Here is a 19,782-nt window from a genome sequence, read left to right as displayed (position 1 = left end):
ACGTCTGCTATCATTTGTCGGGGTGTAATTTCGTTACGGGTTGGGGCCGTGAAATTCACCTCCCGCAATAGCTCAGGACTCTACGAACGAATACTAATTGGGGAAACGCATGCGCATCGATGCTCTATGGTCACGGATTTTCACTTTTTTCATTGTTCTCTCGGTGGCCGTTCTAGGGCTCGTCGCAATGCCGGTGGCCGCTACCGCGGCAACCCCAGCTAGTACCTCCTCGGCCAAGGCCCTGCCCGCCGCTCCAGAGGCCGTCAATCCGCCCCTGAGCTGTATCGGTACCATCTACGCGGTGAACAGCAGCTCAACCGGTAACGGTGTGCTGACCGCGATCAATACCGATACCGGTGCCACCAGCCCGGTCGCGATCAGCACCGGTCAGATCGGCGATAACAGCCTGGGCATGTCCGCGGATGGAAAATTCACCTATAGCTACCGCAATGATGCTTCTAAGCGCTACCCGATCGTGATTCACGACGTGGTGGCTGGAACATACACCGAAATACCCACTAACCTTGGCGACCGCACCATCCGTGGAGCGATCAATCCGGTCAACGGTTTGTTCTACCTCTCTAACGCCGGGGCCAATGGCACTGTCTACGTCTTTGACACAGTGAATCAGACCTTGGTCGGCAAAATCGGTACCCTTGCCCCCGATTTCGCGCCAGCTGGCGGTAACGGTGACTTCGCTTTCGATACCAGCGGCAATCTTTATGTCGTCGCTGGCGACCGGTTGTACCGGGCCACCTCAACCGTGCCCACCACCGCAGGTAACGCTACGATTTCCCTGACCACGCTGGCTGTGCTGCCTTCCGGCACCAATAGCCCCGCGATTGCTTTCGCCTCGGACGGCTATCTCTACGTGAGTTCCGGCAGTGTTGTCACCCGGGTGGATCCCGGCAATGGCGCGATCAGCGGCACCTTCACGTTGCCGAACGGCTATTCGCCCAGTGACTTCGCCAGCTGTGCTGCACCGAACACCTTGAGCATCAAGAAGAATGTGCAAGGTCGCATCCTGCCGACCGATCAATTCGGCTTGCAGATCACCGGAAACGGTATTAGTTCTGGTAACACCGCGACCACTGCGGGCACCGCCAACGGTGTGCAGAGCCAAGTAGCGGGACCGGTGCTCACCCTGGAGAACCGAACCTACACGGTGAGTGAAACCGCCGCCGGAAGCACCAGCTTGAGCAACTATGTCAGCAGCTACCGCTGTATTGACCTGAACAATAGCAATGACGTGGTGGCCAGCGGCAACGGCATCACCACTTCCTTCACCTACCCCCGCTCCGATAATCCGAGCGGTGGCAATGTTGAGTGCACCTTCACCAATGTCGCCAAACCACAGTCCTTTTCGGTGAAGAAGACCGTAGATAAGCCGAATGCCAAAGCTGGGGATAAGGTCAACTACTCGGTGGTACTGACCAATACCGGCCAGGTTCCTTACACCGTCGGCAACCCGGCATCGATCACCGACAATCTGAGCAATGTGCTCGATGATGCGAACTACAATAACGATGCCACGGCAACTCCCGGCACCGCTCCGGCACCCAGCTACTCAGCTCCGACCTTGTCCTGGTCAGGCCCGTTGGCCATTGGTGCGACTGTCACGCTGAACTACAGCGTCACGGTCAAGGCCGATGGTTCTCGGGGTAATAACACCCTGAAGAACATCGTCACCGGCGGCAGCAACTGCCAGGCCGGTTCCGGCGATGTGAACTGCACCACCACGACGACGGTTCCGCAGTTGGAGGATTCGAAGTCCGTGAATCCTGCTTCGGGCACCTCGGTGGTGGCTGGTCAGGAATTGACCTACACGCTGACGTTCAAGAACACCGGTGCTGCTGCTGGCACGGTGGACCGGGTGGACGATCTGACGAAGGTGCTGGACGACGCGACGATCAGTTCCGCTCCGGTCTCTTCCGATCCTGCCTTGACCGTGAGTAACGGTTCTGATGGCAAGATCACTGTGAAGGGCACCTTGGCTGCCGGTCAGACGGTCACGGTGACTTATAAGGTGAAGGTGAAAGCCGACGGTTCTCGTGGGGACAATATTCTCGGCAACTTCCTGGTGAATCCCGGGGAGACTCCGCCGACTACCTGTGTACCGGGTAATCCGGATTGCACGACCAACCCGGTGACCCAGCTGGAAGACTTCAAGAGCGTTGATCCGGCGTCTGGCTCGACGGTGGTGGCTGGTCAGGAACTGACTTACACGCTGACCTTCAAGAACGTCGGCGCGGCCCCGGTGGGTGTGGATCGGATCGATGACCTGACCAAGGTGCTCGACGACGCAACCATCTCCTCGGCCCCAGTGTCCTCGAACGCTGCATTAGTGGTGAGCAACGGTGCCGACGGCAAGATCACCATCAAGGGAACCCTGGCGGTAGGCCAAACGGTCACCGTGACCTACAAAGTGAAGGTCAAGCCTGACGGCTCCCGTGGGGACAATATTCTCGGGAACTTCCTGGTCAATCCGGGCGAGACTCCGCCGGCAACCTGCGAACCGGGCAATCCGGATTGCACCACCAACCCGGTGCCACAGCTCGAGGATTCGAAGTCGGTGAACCCGGCATCTGGTTCGACCGTAGTGGCGGGTCAAGAACTGACCTACACGCTGACCTTCAAGAACACCGGTGCTGCTGCTGGCACCGTTGATCGGGTCGACGATCTGACGAAGGTGCTTGACGACGCCGAGATCACCTCGGCCCCGGTCTCCTCTGATGCGGCGCTCACGGTGAGTAATGGTTCTGATGGCAAGATCACCGTGAAGGGCACTCTCGCCGCCGGTCAGACGGTCACCGTGACCTATAAAGTGAAGGTGAAGGCTGACGGGTCTCGTGGCGATAATGTGCTGGGGAACTTCCTGGTCAATCCGGGGGAGACTCCTCCGGCGACCTGCGAGCCGGGTAATCCGGATTGCACCACCAACCCGGTGCCACAGCTCGAGGATTCGAAGTCGGTGAACCCGGCGTCGGGTTCGACGGTGGTGGCTGGTCAGGAACTGACTTACACGCTGACCTTCAAGAACACCGGTGCTGCTGCTGGCACCGTTGATCGCGTGGATGACCTGACGAAGGTGCTCGACGATGCGACCATCTCCTCGGCCCCAGTGTCCTCGAACGCTGCATTAGTGGTGAGCAATGGTACCGACGGCAAGATCACTGTGAAGGGCACTCTCGCCGCCGGTCAGACGGTGACCGTGACTTATAAGGTGAAGGTCAAGGCTGATGGTTCTCGTGGCGATAATGTGCTGGGGAACTTCCTGGTCAATCCGGGCGAGACCCCGCCGGCAACCTGCGAACCGGGTAATCCGGATTGCACGACCAACCCGGTTCCTCAGCTCGAGGATTCCAAGTCTGTTGATCCGGCCTCGGGAAGTTCAGTGTCCGCCGGACAGGAACTGACCTACACGCTGACGTTCAAGAACACCGGTGCTGCTGCTGGCAGCGTTGATCGGGTGGATGACCTGACGAAGGTGCTCGACGACGCCGAGATTACCTCGGCACCGGTCTCCTCCGATGCCGCGCTGACCGTCAGCAATGGTGCCGATGGCAAGATCACTGTGAAGGGAACTCTCGCTGCCGGTCAGACGGTGACCGTGACCTACAAAGTGAAGGTCAAGGCTGACGGTTCTCGTGGCGATAATGTGCTGGGGAACTTCCTGGTCAATCCGGGGGAGACTCCGCCTGCGACCTGCGAACCGGGCAACCCGGACTGTACCACCAACCCGATCACCCAGCTGGAAGATTTCAAGAGCGTTGACCCGGCATCGGGTTCTACCGTGGTGGCTGGTCAGGAACTGACTTACACCTTGACCTTCAAGAATGTCGGTGCGGCCCCGGTGGGTGTGGATCGGGTCGATGACCTGACCAAGGTGCTCGACGACGCAACCATCTCAGCCCCACCAACGGCGTCGAACGCTGCATTGGTAGTGAGCGATGGTTCGGATGGCAAGATCACGGTCAAGGGCACCTTGGCTGCCGGTCAGACGGTGACCGTGACTTATAAGGTGAAGGTCAAGGCTGACGGTTCTCGTGGCGATAATGTGCTGGGGAACTTCCTGGTGAATCCGGGCGAGACTCCTCCGGCGACCTGCGAACCCGGCAACCCGGACTGCACGACCAACCCCGTGCCACAGCTGGAAGACTCCAAGAGCGTTGATCCCACCTCGGGAAGTTCGGTGTCCGCCGGACAGGAGCTGACCTACACGCTGACCTTCAAGAACACCGGTGCTGCTGCTGGCACCGTGGACCGGGTCGACGATCTGACCAAGGTGCTGGATGACGCGACGATTTCTTCCGCCCCGGTCTCTTCCGATGCCGCGCTGACCGTGAGTAATGGTTCTGATGGCAAGATCACGGTCAAGGGCACCTTGGCTGCCGGTCAGACGGTCACGGTGACTTATAAGGTGAAGGTGAAAGCCGACGGTTCTCGTGGCGATAACGTGCTGGGGAACTTCCTGGTCAATCCGGGGGAGACTCCGCCGACCACCTGCGAGCCCGGCAACCCGGACTGCACGACCAACCCGATCACCCAGCTGGAAGATTTCAAGAGCGTTGATCCGGCGTCGGGTTCGACGGTGGTGGCTGGTCAGGAGCTGACCTACACGCTGACCTTCAAGAATGTCGGCGCGGCCCCGGTGAACGTTGACAAGGTTGACGATCTGACGAAGGTGCTCGACGACGCCGACATCACTTCGGCCCCGGCGTCCTCGGATGCCGCGCTCACAGTGAGTGACGGCGCTGACGGCAAGATCACCATTAAAGGCACCCTGGCCGTCAACCAGACGGTGACCGTGACTTATAAGGTCAAGGTGAAAGCTGATGGTTCTCGTGGCGATAATGTGCTGGGGAACTTCCTGGTGAATCCGGGTGAGACTCCGCCGGCGACTTGTGAGCCGGGTAATCCGGATTGCACGACGAACCCGGTGCCACAGCTGGAGGACTCTAAGAGCGTTGATCCGGCTTCCGGGTCCACGGTACTTGCTGGTCAGGAGCTGACCTATACCTTGACGTTCAAGAACACCGGTGCTGCTGCTGGCACGGTTGATCGGGTCGACGATCTGAGCAAGGTGCTGGATGATGCAGCGATCAGCTCCGCCCCAGTGGCTTCTAATGCTGCTCTGACGGTGAGTGACGGCGCTAATGGCAAGATCACGGTGAAGGGAACTCTTAACGCCGGTCAGATCGTCACCGTGACCTATAAAGTGAAGGTCAAGGCTGACGGTTCTCGTGGCGATAATGTGCTGGGGAACTTCCTGGTGAATCCGGGTGAGACTCCGCCGGCGACTTGTGAGCCGGGTAATCCGGATTGCACGACGAACCCGGTGCCACAGCTGGAGGACTCTAAGAGCGTTGATCCGGCTTCCGGGTCCACGGTACTTGCTGGTCAGGAGCTGACCTATACCTTGACGTTCAAGAACACCGGTGCTGCTGCTGGCACGGTTGATCGGGTCGACGATCTGAGCAAGGTGCTGGATGATGCAGCGATCAGCTCCGCCCCAGTGGCTTCTAATGCTGCTCTGACGGTGAGTGACGGCGCTAATGGCAAGATCACGGTGAAGGGAACTCTTAACGCCGGTCAGATCGTCACCGTGACCTATAAAGTGAAGGTCAAGGCTGACGGTTCTCGTGGCGATAATGTGCTGGGGAACTTCCTGGTGAATCCGGGTGAGACTCCGCCGGCGACTTGTGAGCCGGGTAATCCGGATTGCACGACGAACCCGGTGCCACAGCTGGAGGACTCTAAGAGCGTTGATCCGGCGTCGGGTTCGACGGTACTTGCTGGTCAGGAACTGACCTATACCTTGACGTTCAAGAACACCGGTGCTGCTGCTGGCACGGTGGACCGGGTGGACGATCTGACGAAGGTGCTGGACGACGCGACGATCAGTTCCGCTCCGGTCTCTTCTGATCCTGCCTTGACCGTGAGTAACGGTTCTGATGGCAAGATCACTGTGAAGGGCACCTTGGCTGCCGGTCAGACGGTGACCGTGACTTATAAGGTGAAGGTCAAGGCTGACGGTTCTCGTGGGGACAATGTGCTGGGGAACTTCCTGGTGGATCCGGGTGAGACTCCTCCGACCACCTGCGAACCGGGTAATCCGGATTGCACGACCAACCCGGTTCCTCAATTGGAGGACTCCAAGAGCGTTGACCCGGCTTCCGGAACCGCTGTTTCAGCAGGACGCGAGCTGACCTATACCTTGACGTTCAAGAACACCGGTGCTGCTGCTGGCACGGTGGATCGGGTCGACGATCTCACCAAGGTGCTCGACGACGCCGAGATCACTTCGGCCCCGGTCTCTTCTGATCCTGCCTTGACCGTCAGTGACGGTTCTGATGGCAAGATCACGGTGAAGGGCACCTTGGCTGCCGGTCAGACGGTGACGGTGACTTATAAGGTGAAGGTGAAAGCCGACGGTTCTCGTGGGGACAATATTCTCGGCAACTTCCTGGTGAATCCCGGGGAGACTCCGCCGACCACCTGTGTACCGGGTAATCCGGATTGCACGACCAACCCGGTGACCCAGTTGGAAGACTTCAAGTCGGTGGATCCGGCGTCGGGTTCGACCGTGGTGGCTGGTCAGGAACTGACCTACACGCTGACCTTCAAGAATGTCGGCGCTGCACCGGTGGGTGTGGATCGGGTCGATGACCTGAGCAAGGTGCTCGATGACGCCACGATCACATCCGCCCCGGTAGCTTCTGATGCCGCGCTCACAGTGAGTGATGGTGCCGATGGCAAGATCACCATCAAGGGCACCCTGGCCATCAACCAGACGGTGACCGTGACTTACAAAGTGAAGGTGAAGGCTGACGGTTCTCGTGGGGACAATATTCTCGGCAACTTCCTGGTGAATCCGGGGGAGACTCCGCCGGCGACCTGTGAGCCCGGCAACCCGGATTGCACCACCAACCCGGTGCCACAGCTGGAAGACTCCAAGAGCGTTGACCCGGCGTCGGGTTCGACCGTAGTGGCGGGTCAAGAACTGACCTACACGCTGACCTTCAAGAACACCGGTGCTGCTGCTGGCACCGTTGATCGCGTCGACGATCTGACGAAGGTGCTTGACGACGCCGAGATCACCTCGGCCCCGGCGTCTTCCGATGCTGTCCTCACGGTGAGTGACGGCGCTGATGGCAAGATCACCGTGAAGGGCACTCTCGCCGCCGGTCAGACGGTCACCGTGACCTACAAGGTGAAGGTCAAGCCGAATGGCTCCCGCGGAGATAACGTACTGGGCAACTTCCTGGTCAATCCGGGGGAGACTCCTCCGACCACCTGCGAGCCGGGTAATCCGGACTGCACCACCAACCCGGTGCCGGAGGTGACCGATTCAAAGAGCGTGAATCCGGAATCCCGGAGCACCGTGGTGGCGGGTCAGGAACTGACCTACACGCTGACCTTCAAGAACACCGGTGCGGCCATCGGCGGAGTGGATCGGGTCGATGACCTGACCAAGGTGCTTGACGACGCTAGCCTGATCAGTGCCCCGGCGGCTTCCGATCCAGCACTTTCGGTGACCGATGGCAAGAACGGCCAGATCGTCATCAAGGGTGACCTGAAGCCCGGCCAGATCGTCACTGTGACCTACAAGGTGAAGGTCAAGGCCGATGGTTCGCGCGGAGATAATGTGCTGGCCAACTTCCTGTTGAACCCAGGGCAGCAACCGCCGACGAGCTGTGAGGCGCCAGCGCCGGCTCAACCCGGTGGCCGTGGTCTATCCAGAGCGGCCGCGACCCCGCAGCCGGTGCATTGCACCACGAACCCGGTGCCGCAGTTGCAGGACTTCAAATCGGTGGACCCGGCATCTACGACTCCGGTGAAAGCCGGTCAGGAGCTGACCTACACGCTGACCTTCAAGAACGTCGGAGCGGCCGCTGGCACGGTGAATCGTGTCGATGACTTGAGCAAGGTGCTCGATGATGCCGCACTCATCAGTGCACCGACGTCCTCCGATCCGGCCCTGACGGTCAGTGATGGTTCGAATGGCAAGATCACGGTCAAGGGTTCTCTGGCCGCTGGTCAGACGGTGACCGTGACTTATAAGGTCAAGGTGAACCCTGACAGCTCCAAGGGCGATAATGTGCTGGCGAACTTCCTGCTGAACCCGGGCGATACCCCGCCCGCGGTTTGTGCGCCGAAGGATCCGCACTGCACGACCAACCCCAAGGTGCCGGGAGTCGTGCCGCCGGTCAAGCCGAACCTGCCGAACACCGGAGCTGAGGGCCTGATGCCGATGCTGGTCACGGCGCTGGGAGCATTCTTGCTCGGCATCCTGCTGTTGCTGGGCTTCGGGCTGAGACGCCGGAAGAACTAAGGCTGATTGATCGCTGAGGGCGGGGAGCATTCCCCGCCCTCAGCGATCAAAATCCGATTAAAAAATGAAGCCACGGTACTCGATGAGTGCCGTGGCTTCCGAGCTTGGCGGTTCAGCGGTATTTAGCGGTCAGCCAGACCGCCGCTGCTCCGCAGAGGAAAGTGGCAGCCAGGCTCACTATCCACCATGCCGCTAGGCCCAGTGTGAGGCTGACCAGGATCAGTACTAGAGTGGCGATGAGGAAGGTGGCTGTCAAAACAGCGAAGAACGCGGCGGCGTGAACCGGTCCGAGAGTGAACCTGGATTCAGGCTGCGGTGCGCTGTGAAAATGGCGCGGTGCTACGGTCCGCGGTAAGTAATCAGTCACTATAAATCCCCAAAATGTGATGAGCTATTACTTGGTAGTAGGGGTTGAGCTCGTTTAGTGACGGGGTTTCTCAAGAAATATTCAAAATAATGTACCGAAACACGATTTTTCAGGAGCAGACTGCTGTGACGAGTCAGGGATTTGTAGCCGAGGGGTTCGAACCTCTCGCGGAAGCGTTCGATTCACTTTTCGCCGATGGACTAGAGGACGGTGCCTCGCTAGCTGTTTATCAGCACGGTCAGGCGGTCCTCGATCTCTGGGGCGGTGAGGACCCACACGACGGCAAGCCCTGGGAGAAAGACAGCGTCACCATCGGATTCTCCACCACCAAGGGGGCAGCCAGCATTATGCTGCTTCGACTCGTGGAACGTGGACTGGTTGATCTCGATGCGCCGGTGGCACGTTACTGGCCGGAATTCGCGGCTGCTGGCAAGGAGCAGATCACCGTACGGCAAGTGACCCAGCACCGCTCCGCACTGCCCTACCTGGAAGGCGCAGTTGAGGACTTCTTCACCCCGGGGAAGGCGGAAGGCATTCTGGCGGCGCAAGCCCCGGCTTATCCAGTGGATTCCTTCTTCAACTATCACGCGATAACTTTCGGCACCCTGATCGGCGAGCTCATTCAACGAGTTTCCGGGCAACGGGTGGGGGAGTTCTTCGCCGCGGAGGTCGCCGAACCGCTCGGCCTGGACTTCTGGATCGGTGAACCAGACTCCGTAGAACCGAGATTCCGTCCTGTCACCTACAGTGCGAATCCTCAGGTGCCGCCTGCGGTGCCTGAGGAGCTGTTGGCGCAGCTTCCGTTGGCCGTGTCGGCAGGGGTGAAGACCTTCGAGCAATTGCTCAGCCTGTTCACTCCGGATAGCCGCGAAGCCGGTGCGAACACCCTGGTCTACCGGCAAGCGCAATTAGCCGGTGCCAACGGGGTGAACAACGGTCGGGCCTTGGCCAGGATGTACGCCGCCACGATCGGTGAGGTCGACGGCGTCCGGCTGCTCTCCGGCGAAACGGTCGAGCAGGCACGCCGCTACGCCACCGCGGATATCGAGCGTCCGGCACTGCCGGACGGCACTCCGCAGCCGCAACCCCATTGGGGCATCGGATTCCAGCTGGAAGATCCGACGAATCCGGTGATGCTCGGGGAGGGCTCCTTTGGGCACGCTGGGATGGGTGGACGCTTGGGCTTCGCCGATCCGGAATCGGGCATCGCTTTCGGTTACGTTTCGCAGCGCATGCACTTGGAACAGACTCCGGATGAGCGGATGACTCGGCTCAACAGTGCTTTGCGTTCAGTCGTAGCCGGGCAGTAAGTAAAGCGGAGTATCGGGAGGATACTGGGGCCCAGCGAAGGGGGCTTATCGGTGGGCCCCAGTAGTTATACCCCACTGAACGTACTGATTCGGTGGGGCCTGATTCAGTGAGGCCCAGCAGACAAGTTCTGGTAGTCAAGAGGCCCAACCGGGACAATTGACGCCGGAGCGCATGATCCTCACGGTGAGGAAGCACCTCACGTGACGAACAGATTAAACGTGGAGGGGTGGTTCCCAGGAAATCCTGGGAACCACCCCTCCACGTTTGTTGTCTCAACCTCGCGGCCGGGCTTTCTCGGCGCTATCCCGTCCGAGGGCCCCAGACTGAGCTTGCGAAGTCTGGCAGGTTAGTGGGAGGACGTGGGTGGGGCCACGCGTCCGAGGGCCCCAGACTGAGCTTGCGAAGTCTGGGAGGACGTGGGGACTACTGGCCGCCGTCGTTCGGGCCGGTCAGGCCTTCCTGGCGGACCGCGCCGTCGGCCGAGCCCTGATCGCCCGCGCCGAGGTTGGCACGCAGCTTAGCGCCGAGCTCGGCGTCCACATTGGTCCAGTACTGGATGGCTCGCTCCTTGATGTCTGCATCCTGTACGCCGCCGACCGCGCCGGTGATGGTCTCCAGGAAGCGGGCCTTGGCGCCGTCGTCGAAGATCTCACGGTACAGGGTGCCGGCCTGGCCGAAGTCGCTATCCTCAGCGTGCAGTCGAGCCGCCGAGATGGTCAGCTCGCCGTCGTTCTCCCAGCCGCCGGGCTGGAAGCTCGACTCGTCAGCGGCCGCGCCACCCTTGGAATTCGGTGCGTAGTTAGGCGTCGCCGCCGAGTTGAAGTGGTAGCGGGCGGCACCGTTCTGCGAGTAGTTGTGCACCTCGTTCTTCGGTGCGTTCACCGGGATCTGCGCGTGGTTGGTGCCCACCCGGTAACGGTGCGCGTCGGCGTAGGAGAAGATTCGAGCCTGCAGCATCTTGTCTGGCGATGCGGCGATGCCAGGCACGAAGTTCGACGGCGCAAAGGTGGCCTGCTCGATCTGCGCGAAGTAGTTCTCCGGGTTCTTGTTCAGCGTCATGGTGCCGACGTGGATGAGCGGGTAATCCTTCTTCGGCCAGACCTTGGTCAGGTCGAAGGGGTTGAAACGGTAATCCTTGGCATCCTCATAAGGCATCACCTGGACGTGCAGTTCCCAGGACGGGAAGTCTCCGGTGTCGATAGCCTCGTAGAGGTCGCGGATGTGGTGATCGCCATCGGAACCGGCCAGTTCAGCGGCCTGCTCGTTGGAGATGGTCTCCACGCCCTGGTTGGAGTGGAAGTGGTACTTGACCCAGAAACGTTCGCCCGCGGCATTGATCCACTGGTAGGTGTGCGAGCCGTAGCCCTGCATCTTGCGCCAGGAGGACGGCAGACCGCGGTCGCCCATCAGCCAGGTCACCTGGTGTGCGGATTCGGGGGAGAGCGTCCAGAAATCCCACTGCATATCGGCGTCGCGCAGGTTGGAGCCCGGCAGGCGCTTCTGGGAGTGGATGAAGTCGGGGAACTTGATGCCGTCGCGGATGAAGAACACCGGGGTGTTGTTGCCGACCAGGTCGTAGTTGCCCTCAGAGGTATAGAACTTCACCGCGAAGCCGCGGGGATCGCGCCAGGTGTCGGGGGAGCCCTGCTCTCCGGCCACCGAGGAGAAGCGGATCAGCATCTCGGTTTCGGCTCCGGGCTGGAAGAGCGCCGCCTTGGTGTACTTGGAGACGTCTTCTTTGGTGACGAAGGTGCCGAAAGCGCCGCCGCCCTTGGCGTGCACTACGCGCTCCGGAACCCGCTCACGGTTGAACTGGGCGAGCTTTTCGACCAGGTAGTGGTCGGTCAGGGCGATGGCGCCATCGGCGCCGACGCTCTGCGAGTGCGCATCGGACTTGACCGGCGCGCCGGACTGAGTCGTCGAGCTGGTTGATGGATTGGTCATGACTCTCCTTGGGTTGTGTTTCTGTGCGGTGGAGTGAAATCTTCGGGGACTGGATGGGGGACGGCGGAATCCTGTGCGGCGCAATCAGCGCAGATACCAGAGAAGGTGACTTCGGCGTGCAGGATCTGCATGCTGGACGACGAGGGCTCGAGGCAGGGTGCGTGCCCCACGGCGCAATCGATGTCCTCAATGCGGCCGCAGCGAATGCAGATCGCGTGATGGTGGTTATCGCCCACTCGGGTTTCATAGCGAGCGGGTCCCGAGGTGGGGTCTATTTTGCGCAGCAAACCGAGTGCTGTGAGGTCAGCGAGAATGGTGTAAACGCTTTGCAGAGTTAGCTCGGGAAGTTCCGCGGTGGCTGTTTGCCAGATATGCTCGGCGTCCAAATGCGGAGCCGAATCGGCCGCTCTGAGCACTGTCAGTCGCTGTTTAGTGACCCGACGGCCAGCCAGGCGCAGGCTGGATTCCCACTCTGGTTGCCCAAGCCCAGGTGTGGATGCAGTTGCGATCTCGGTCACATTCCTAGTCAAACACTTATTCCGAGTAATTCGTAATAAGGTAAACCTAAGTCAGTTACGGGAATCCTGGTGACGGCGGTTGGCTGCCGTGAAGCGGCGAGTGCTCGTCCCTCGGTTCGGGGCCCTGAACTGGGCCCACCTGACCGAGGGTCCCTGCCTGAGGCACGAGGGCTGGGAGGTCAGGGGGATAGCGCCTATTGTTCTGCCCAAACCTCGTCCCTCGGTTCGGGGCCCTGAACTGGGCCCACATGACGGAGGGACCCAGCTTGAGGCACGAGGGCTGGGAGGTCAGGGGGATAGCGCCTATTGTTCTGCCCAAACCTCGTCCCTCGGTTCGGGGCCCTGAACGATAGGCTTAGGCGGTGCGAAGTATTCTGGCTGACCTCACCCCGTTGCGGGAGAGCCCGGGATTCCGCCGGATGTGGAGTGGTATTGCACTCTCCGCCATCGGTACTCAGCTGACCTTAGCCGCACTGAGCTTGCAGACCTATGCCTTGACGGGATCCACCTTTGCCGTCGGGTTGCTTGGCATCTTCTCCCTAGGCCCGCTGATCATCGCGGGTCTCTATGGTGGGTCGGTCGTCGATGCCTACGACCGGCGTAAAGTGGCAATATTCTCTTCGATGGCGATGTGGATCATCACCATTGCGGTCGCGCTTCAAGCCTGGTTCAACCTAGGACAACCCTGGATTCTTTATGTGCTTGCCGGTTTGCAGAGCGCGGCAATGGGCATCAATCAATCGGCCCGAAGCGCGATTATTCCTCGGCTGGTACGGGCGGAACTGTTACCCGCAGCCAATGCTCTGAACATGATCGTGTTCGGCATCGGAGCGAGCCTGGGCCCTATGCTGGCGGGCGTCCTGGTCGGCAGCGTCGGTTACAACTGGACCTATTCCATCGATGTGCTGACCTTCACCGCAGCGCTGTGGGCGCTTTTCAAACTGCCTGCGTTGCCTCCGGAGGGCGAGCATATTAGAAAGGCAGGCTTGCGCTCCGTCGTCGAAGGCTTCCAGTTCCTCGCGCAGCGGCCGAATATCAGGATGACTTTCCTGGTGGATCTCTGTGCCATGATCTTTGCCATGCCGCGGGCGCTCTTTCCCGCCTTGGGGGTAATCTGGCTCGGCGGTGGGGATGCCACCGCCGGGCTGCTGCTGGCTGCCGTGGCGATCGGCTCCTTGCTGGCTGCATTGTTCTCCGGACCACTGGGGCGGGTCAACAGGCAAGGTCTTGCTGTTGCGGTATGCATCAGCATCTGGGGAGTCTCGATAGCCGGTCTGGGAGCGGTGGTGCTGCTGGCCGGGAAATATCAAGGGGAAGGTGTTTCGCCGTGGCTTGCTGCCGCCGTCGTATTGCTGGTGATCTCCGGAATCGCTGATTCAATCAGCGGAGTGTTCCGCTCCACCATTCTGCAATCGGCGACCCCCGATCAGATGCGTGGCCGGCTTCAGGGCATTTTCATTGTGGTGGTTGCCGGCGGGCCGCGGATCGGTGACCTGCTCGCCGGAACCTCCGGTGATCTCTTCGGCGAGGGCTTTGCCGCGCTGATCGGCGGGCTGCTGTGCATCGCGGTGCTGTGGTTCTTGCTGAAGCTCCAGCCGAGGTTTTTACGGTACGATGCCCGGACCCCCGAACCATAAGTGCCAGAATGGAAACATGCGTCTGATTCTGATCCGCCATGGCCAAACTCCTTCGAATGTTCGCAGATTGCTCGATACGGCTTTGCCAGGCCCTGCGCTGACCGAATTAGGGGAGGCCCAAGCTAAGGCTTTGGTCCCTGCTTTGGCTGAAGAGCAAATCGATGCCATCTATTCGTCGGTAGCACTTCGCGCTCAACAGACGGCGCAGCCGCTGGTTGAGCAGCGTGGCCTGGAGCTGCAGGTTCGTGAAGAGGCCAGGGAGATCGCTGCCGGTGAGCTTGAGCTAGCCGATGACCTGCCATCGGTGCAAAAATACCTCAAAGTGGTTTACAGCTGGCTGATCGGGGAACGTGAGCTTCGGATGCCCGGTGCAGAGAGCGGAACCGAGGTGCTGGAGCGCTTCGACCGGGTGGTCCAAGAAGTTTTGCAAACCGGCCATCAGTCGGTAGCCCTAGTCAGCCACGGAGCGATGATTCGTACCTGGGCGGCTTGCCGGGCAGCTAATGTCGAGCTGGATGACCCGCTGAAATACGATTTGAGCAATACCGGTGTGGTGGTTCTGGAGTACCACAATGATGGCACGGAACGCCCCTGGCAAATAGTCTCCTGGAATAGCGAACCCGCCGGTGGCAGCACAGTAGCTGATCCGCATCACGACGGACCCGATGTGGAAGGTCTGAACGCTGAAAACCAGCAAGCCTGAGCGTCCGGATTTCAAACGGACAAGTCGCTGGCGGCGAAATAATCGCCGGACGGCGTCCCTGGCTGCTTCTGTGACTCCGAAGCCCAGGCGGCTGCAATCTTTGCGTAAGATCCGCTGGGACCGGATCGTCTTGCTGGCCACTACCGTGGTGCTGCTTGCCATCGCCGCTTCACTCAATACTACGATTTACGGCATTAACCTCATCGTCGGCCTGCTGCTCGCCGCCGCGCATGCCGGGAGCTTGCTGTTGAGCTACTTCCGCCCTTTCTTCGGCATGCCGGCCTCCTTGATCTCGGTCTTGCTGATCGCTCTGCTGCTGGATCCGGTGAGTGAATCCGCCAGACCGTTCACCGTCGTCGGGATGCTGACCCAATTACTCGTCGTAGTGGCTTGCGGGTTGCGTGCGCGTTGGTATATCTCGGCGCTGTGCTGGCTCGGCAGCATCGGGGCAGCGGTGGTCGGTGGTTCGCACTTCAGCATGCATCTCAATCCGACCGAGACCGGCAACGTGGTGATCTTCGCTTCAATAGGTTTCGGGGTGGTGGTCGCCTCCAGCGTGGTCCGGCAATGGCAGCTCATCCGAACCCAGCTCACCGTGGAACGGAATGTCAGCGCGGCTGAGGCGGCCAGGCGCCAACTGGTGGAGGACCGCGCCGGGATCGCCCGAGAATTGCACGACGTCGTGGCCCATGGCATGTCCCTGGTCACCGTGCAGGCCACCACAGCACGATACCGGTACCCGAATCTTGAGAAGAACGTCGCTGCGGAGTTTGAAGAGATCGCGGAGCATTCACGCCGCGCGATGACCGAGATGCGGCATATCCTCGGGGTGCTTCGTGCGGAAGGGTCGGATAAGGAGACCCTGCCACAGCCGGGGGCAGGGGATCTGAGACCCCTCATCGAATCCATTCGGCGTGCCGGGATAGCCGTTGATATCTCGACTCCGCCGGTCTTCGATCCGGGCCCGGTACTCGGACTCACGGTGTACCGGATCGTCCAGGAAGCGCTCAGCAATGTGGTGCGGCATGCTCCGAATTCGCGCGCTGTGGTGCGCATCTCTCAGGATTCGAGGCATGTACTGGTTTTGGTGGAAAATCGGCCGGCTGCGGTGGTTTCGCCGGAAAGCAAAGGCGGTCACGGATTGATCGGCATGCGAGAACGGGCGCAGGCAGTTGGCGGTACCCTCGAGTATGGGCCATCGGAGGACGGCGGCTTCCGGGTCGAGGCGAGCTTGCCTCTTAGCCCGGGGCGGACTCCTGATGGAAAACAAAGGAAAATATCGTGACGATCACCGTGGTACTGGCCGACGATCAAGCCATGGTCAGGGCCGGATTCGCGGCGTTGCTGAACGCCCAGCAGGATATCGAAGTGCTGGGGCAGGCCGAGAACGGCCTGGAAGCCGTGGAGATGTGTGCCAAACTCCATCCTGATGTGGCCCTGCTAGACGTTCGGATGCCGGAGCTGAACGGTCTGGAAGCAGCGGCCAAGATCATTGAGGCGGGCTATGGCACTCGGGTCCTGATGCTGACCACCTTCGATATCGACGACTATGTCTATGAGGCGCTCGCCATCGGAGCCAGCGGTTTCCTGCTCAAGGACGCGCTGGCCGATGAGCTGGTTTCCGGGGTACGAGTGGTGGCTGCGGGTGAGGCCCTGTTAGCACCGAGCGTCACGAAACGGCTGATCGAGAATTTCACCAGGAGCCGCCCGCGCACTCCACGGCACACCGCCCGGCTGAACAACCTAACCGATCGGGAACGAGAGGTCCTCACTCTGGTCGGCCAAGGCCTCTCCAACCAAGAGATTGCGGCAGAGCTCTTTATCGCCGAGCAGACCGTGAAAACCCATGTCTCCAAAGTGCTCACCAAACTGGATCTGCGAGACCGGGTGCAGGCTGTGGTGCTGGCCTATGACACCGGACTGGTGGAACCAGCGGGTTGAACTGGCAACGAGCCGGTCAACCAACAGCCGGAGTAGCTCCGGTGCGAAGGACAGCCCGGGCGCTAAGCCATTTCGATTCAATCAACGAAAAGAGGCGGCTTCTCCGACGGACCTTTCTGAAGGAAAGGCCGTTGAATGAGAAGCCGCCGCTTTGCTCCGGCTCTAATCTTCGATCAGCTTGAAAGCCGCTCCAGTGGGGTCGGTGAGTGCGGCCAATCGCCCAAAGGGCGAGTCTTCAACTTCTTGGATCACCTGAGCACCGAGTTCCAGGGCCTTGGCGATCGTCTCGTCCACGTTTTCGACGTCGAAGTAGATCTGCCAATTGGAAGGAGCCCCCTCGGGCAGGAAAGCGGCAGAGTCCATCAAGCCCGCGCGGGCTTCTTCACCCGTGCCGAGGGTGCTGTAGCGGAATTCCTCGGAATCCGACATCACGCTGGTCTGCCAGCCGAAGACGTCCTGATAGAACTTCAGCGCAGCCGGGTAGTTCTTAGTGTGCAGTTCGAACCAGGCGGGTGCTCCGATGGCTGCCTGCAGCTGGAAGCCGGTGTGCCCGCCGAACTCCCAGAGGCCGACGGCAGCGCCTGAAGGGTCGCCGAGCATGCCCATTCTCCCTTGCTCGGGAACATCCATCGGAGGCAGATGGACCTGCCCGCCGTTCGTCGTCGCCAATTCCACGGTTTTGTTGATGTCATTGGTGCGCAGGTAAGTGGTCCACACGTCGGGATAGCCTGAGCCAGGTTCGTTGTGCATCAGTCCGGCCACCATCTTGCCGTCCTTGGACGCCGTCACGTAGCCGCCGTACTTCTCCTGGTCACCGGTCTCATAGCTCCAGCCGAAAAGAGCTGTGTAGAAGGCTTTGGACTTCTCCAGATCGGAGGTCATCAGATCGATCCAGCACGGCGCTCCGACCGGAATTTCAGACTCAGACATATTCGCTCCAGTTCCTGACGACAGATGTCATCTCACTTTGAGCCTATGACGGGGCTCCGACACTTTCAATGCCTCACCCCGGGAGCTAGCTGTGAGAAGGCTCAGCGCAGATTCACGAACTGCAGATCTGCGTCCTCAAAACCTTTCAGGAGAGTCATGGTGGCTTGCAGATCGTCGCGTGACTTTGAACTGACCCGTAGCTCGTCGCCCTGGATCTGCGCTTTGACGCTCTTGGGGCCCTCGTCGCGGATCAGCTTGCTGATCTTCTTGGCGACGTCCTGAGCGATGCCCTCCTTGATCGAGGCCTCCAGCCGGTATTCCTTACCGGAGGGGTAGGGCTCACCGGCATCGAGGGATTTGAGCGAGATGCCGCGTTTGATGAGCTTGCTTTCGAAGACATCCAGTACTGCCTTGACTCGCTCATCGGAATTCGCCTTGAGCAGGATCTTTTCGCCGCTGAAATCAATTTCTGCGCCCACGCCTTTGAAGTCGTAGCGCTGGGCGATTTCCTTCTGAGCCTGGTTCAGGGCGTTGGCAACTTCTTGTTTGTCGACCTTGCTGACCACGTCGAATGTTGAATCGCTCGCCATGATTCCTCCTATTTGATGACGAATTGCTTGGTTACCAGCTTATAACCCCCTCTTGGACTCTGCTCCCGTTCTCCCGATGGGGGAGGTTGCGCGCGGCGATTGTCACGAACCATCCGGCCGCTGACTGATCACCGGCTGCTGAGGCACTCAAAGCAGTTATCTAGGTTTTCCGAAGTCGGAACAAAACTCGATCCGCAAGAGTAGTACTTATCAACGAAGGGAAAGGAGTGGGACGGTGTCGAAAGCTCGCCGATATGTTGTCCGAGGTGCTAAAGCTGCGGCTGGAACCATGATCGCAGCTGCCACCGTCGCTGCGATGACGGCTTTTGCCCCAACCCCCAGCCCAACGACACGGATAGCTGGTGTGCATCAAGATCTGGCCCGGGCGATTGCGCTGCGGCAGCTGACCCCGGAACAGGCCAAGAGGTTTGAAGAACGGATCCTTCGACAGATCAATGACGCCGATACCTAGGCCGGTTTTCCGGCAAAATCGGTGGCGATTCGATTCTTAGCCAGTTGTTCTGTAAAGTTGTCTTGCTCCCACTGGGGAGTCACTCATGGCAGATTACCCGAGCGGCCAAAGGGGGCTGACTGTAAATCAGCTGGCAACGCCTACGGGGGTTCGAATCCCTCATCTGCCACCGAGTACGAAGGTCCTCATCTCCTGTTTCAAGGAGATGAGGACCTTTTGCGTTGGGTTGGTCAAAGCATTGATCGTGTGACATCCGTTGGCAGGACAAAATCAATCAGGGATTTTTGGGCTTTTCTAATTCTTTTCTGAGCAGTTCGATCTGCTGTCCCAATAAGGCGACTTGTTCCCTAAGAGGTTCCTCCGCGGCCGCTGCCTCGGCTTCGGTCTCCACGGCGACCTGCTCGACAAGCCAAGAAGCGAAGGAAGCAGTGACAACACCAAGAACTGCGATGCCGCCAATCATCAGTCCCACAGCAACCAATCGCCCGATAGCGGTAATCGGATAATGATCTCCGTAACCGACGGTGGTTATTGTGGTTACTGCCCACCAAAGAGCATCCCAGATATTCGTGATATTAGAACCAGGGGTATTTTCTTCTGAATCGAGTACAGCTAATGCTCCGGCGTAAATAAGGAGCGTAGCTGATACGAGAACGTAGCTGACGACTCGACCACGAAGAGCATTTCCTCCCGATCTTTGAAGGATTCGTATGAGGGTAAGTAGGCGTAGCAATCTCAACGGGCGAAGAGCGGGCAAGATCAAAATAACTAGTTCGTGAAGATTTCTGAGGAACCAACGCCCCCTCCTAGGTGCTAGCCAGAGGGCTACGATGTAGTCGACGGCGAAGGCCACCCAAGTGATTGCGATAATGATTTCTATTGCGATTGCTTGATCTGGTTGAAGGTTGGCAATGACTTGGATGGAATATGCCACGAGGAAAAGTAGCGCAGCAGTAAGCATTGGCCATTGTGAGTGCCTACTCCATTGGTCTTGAGTCATGTCCCCAAGAATAAGTTAACTGTCTCTAGAGATT

General features: G+C 59.7%; 13 protein-coding genes and 1 tRNA gene. 8 read left to right on the top strand and 6 right to left on the bottom strand.

Annotated features, from left to right (window positions below; genetic code table 11):
* The first annotated feature begins 109 nt into the window (after nt 1-109).
* Nucleotides 110-8,335 carry a DUF7927 domain-containing protein gene (locus ABDK06_RS05685; RefSeq protein WP_394939786.1) on the top strand — a complete coding sequence of 2,742 codons (8,226 nt, stop codon included), beginning with the start codon at nt 110-112 and terminating at the stop codon, nt 8,333-8,335.
* 112 nt (nt 8,336-8,447) lie between these two features.
* Here the strand turns inward: ABDK06_RS05685 and ABDK06_RS05680 are convergent, their stop codons facing one another.
* Nucleotides 8,448-8,702, bottom strand: coding sequence for a hypothetical protein (locus tag ABDK06_RS05680; RefSeq protein WP_394939784.1), 255 nt, complete (start codon nt 8,700-8,702; stop codon nt 8,448-8,450).
* A gap of 125 nt (nt 8,703-8,827) precedes the next feature.
* Here ABDK06_RS05680 and ABDK06_RS05675 point away from each other — a divergent pair, with 125 nt between their 5' ends.
* On the top strand, nt 8,828-10,012 hold the full coding sequence (locus ABDK06_RS05675) for a serine hydrolase domain-containing protein (protein ID WP_394939782.1): 1,185 nt from the start codon (nt 8,828-8,830) through the stop codon (nt 10,010-10,012).
* Nucleotides 10,013-10,436: 424 nt separating this feature from the next.
* On the opposite strand, the gene ABDK06_RS05670 is transcribed toward ABDK06_RS05675, so the two are convergent.
* Nucleotides 10,437-11,957 (bottom strand): catalase, encoded by a 1,521-nt coding sequence (locus ABDK06_RS05670; RefSeq protein WP_394939780.1) that lies wholly within the window; start codon nt 11,955-11,957, stop codon nt 10,437-10,439.
* A complete protein-coding gene (locus tag ABDK06_RS05665; protein WP_394939778.1) occupies nt 11,954-12,475 on the bottom strand; it encodes a Fur family transcriptional regulator in 522 nt (173 codons plus the stop codon). The genes ABDK06_RS05670 and ABDK06_RS05665 overlap by 4 nt, the downstream gene beginning before the upstream one ends.
* 362 nt (nt 12,476-12,837) lie before the next feature.
* Here ABDK06_RS05665 and ABDK06_RS05660 point away from each other — a divergent pair, with 362 nt between their 5' ends.
* From ABDK06_RS05660 to ABDK06_RS05645, 4 genes are all read left to right on the top strand, one after another.
* On the top strand, nt 12,838-14,112 hold the full coding sequence (locus ABDK06_RS05660) for an MFS transporter (RefSeq protein WP_394939776.1): 1,275 nt from the start codon (nt 12,838-12,840) through the stop codon (nt 14,110-14,112).
* Between the two features lie 16 nt (nt 14,113-14,128).
* Entirely contained in the window at nt 14,129-14,815 is a 687-nt protein-coding gene (locus ABDK06_RS05655) for a histidine phosphatase family protein (protein ID WP_394939774.1), read from the top strand.
* 70 nt (nt 14,816-14,885) lie between these two features.
* Nucleotides 14,886-16,100, top strand: coding sequence for a sensor histidine kinase (locus tag ABDK06_RS05650; RefSeq protein ID WP_394939772.1), 1,215 nt, complete (start codon nt 14,886-14,888; stop codon nt 16,098-16,100).
* Nucleotides 16,097-16,756, top strand: a complete 660-nt coding sequence (locus ABDK06_RS05645; protein WP_394939770.1) for a response regulator — start codon at nt 16,097-16,099, stop codon at nt 16,754-16,756. Before ABDK06_RS05650 ends, ABDK06_RS05645 begins: the two co-directional genes overlap by 4 nt.
* Nucleotides 16,757-16,918: 162 nt before the next feature.
* Here the strand turns inward: ABDK06_RS05645 and ABDK06_RS05640 are convergent, their stop codons facing one another.
* Both ABDK06_RS05640 and ABDK06_RS05635 read right to left on the bottom strand, forming a co-directional pair.
* On the bottom strand, nt 16,919-17,686 hold the full coding sequence (locus ABDK06_RS05640) for a VOC family protein (protein ID WP_394939768.1): 768 nt from the start codon (nt 17,684-17,686) through the stop codon (nt 16,919-16,921).
* 101 nt (nt 17,687-17,787) lie between these two features.
* Complete coding sequence (locus ABDK06_RS05635) at nt 17,788-18,276, bottom strand: YajQ family cyclic di-GMP-binding protein (protein ID WP_394939766.1); 489 nt, start codon at nt 18,274-18,276, stop codon at nt 17,788-17,790.
* 235 nt (nt 18,277-18,511) lie between these two features.
* Between ABDK06_RS05635 and ABDK06_RS05630 the strand changes: the two genes are divergently transcribed.
* Nucleotides 18,512-18,748: a hypothetical protein gene (locus ABDK06_RS05630; RefSeq protein ID WP_394939764.1), complete on the top strand. Its 237-nt coding sequence runs from the start codon at nt 18,512-18,514 to the stop codon at nt 18,746-18,748.
* A gap of 87 nt (nt 18,749-18,835) precedes the next feature.
* Nucleotides 18,836-18,917, top strand: a tRNA-Tyr gene (locus ABDK06_RS05625).
* 105 nt (nt 18,918-19,022) lie between these two features.
* On the opposite strand, the gene ABDK06_RS05620 is transcribed toward ABDK06_RS05625, so the two are convergent.
* Nucleotides 19,023-19,709 (bottom strand): potassium channel family protein, encoded by a 687-nt coding sequence (locus ABDK06_RS05620; protein ID WP_394939762.1) that lies wholly within the window; start codon nt 19,707-19,709, stop codon nt 19,023-19,025.
* Nucleotides 19,710-19,782: the final 73 nt, after the last annotated feature.

Source organism: Psychromicrobium ferritrahens (assembly GCF_043789415.1).
Lineage (GTDB): Bacteria > Actinomycetota > Actinomycetes > Actinomycetales > Micrococcaceae > Renibacterium.
The sequence above is the reverse complement of the archived record's forward strand: the minus strand, read 5'-3'. Positions and strand labels throughout refer to the sequence as shown.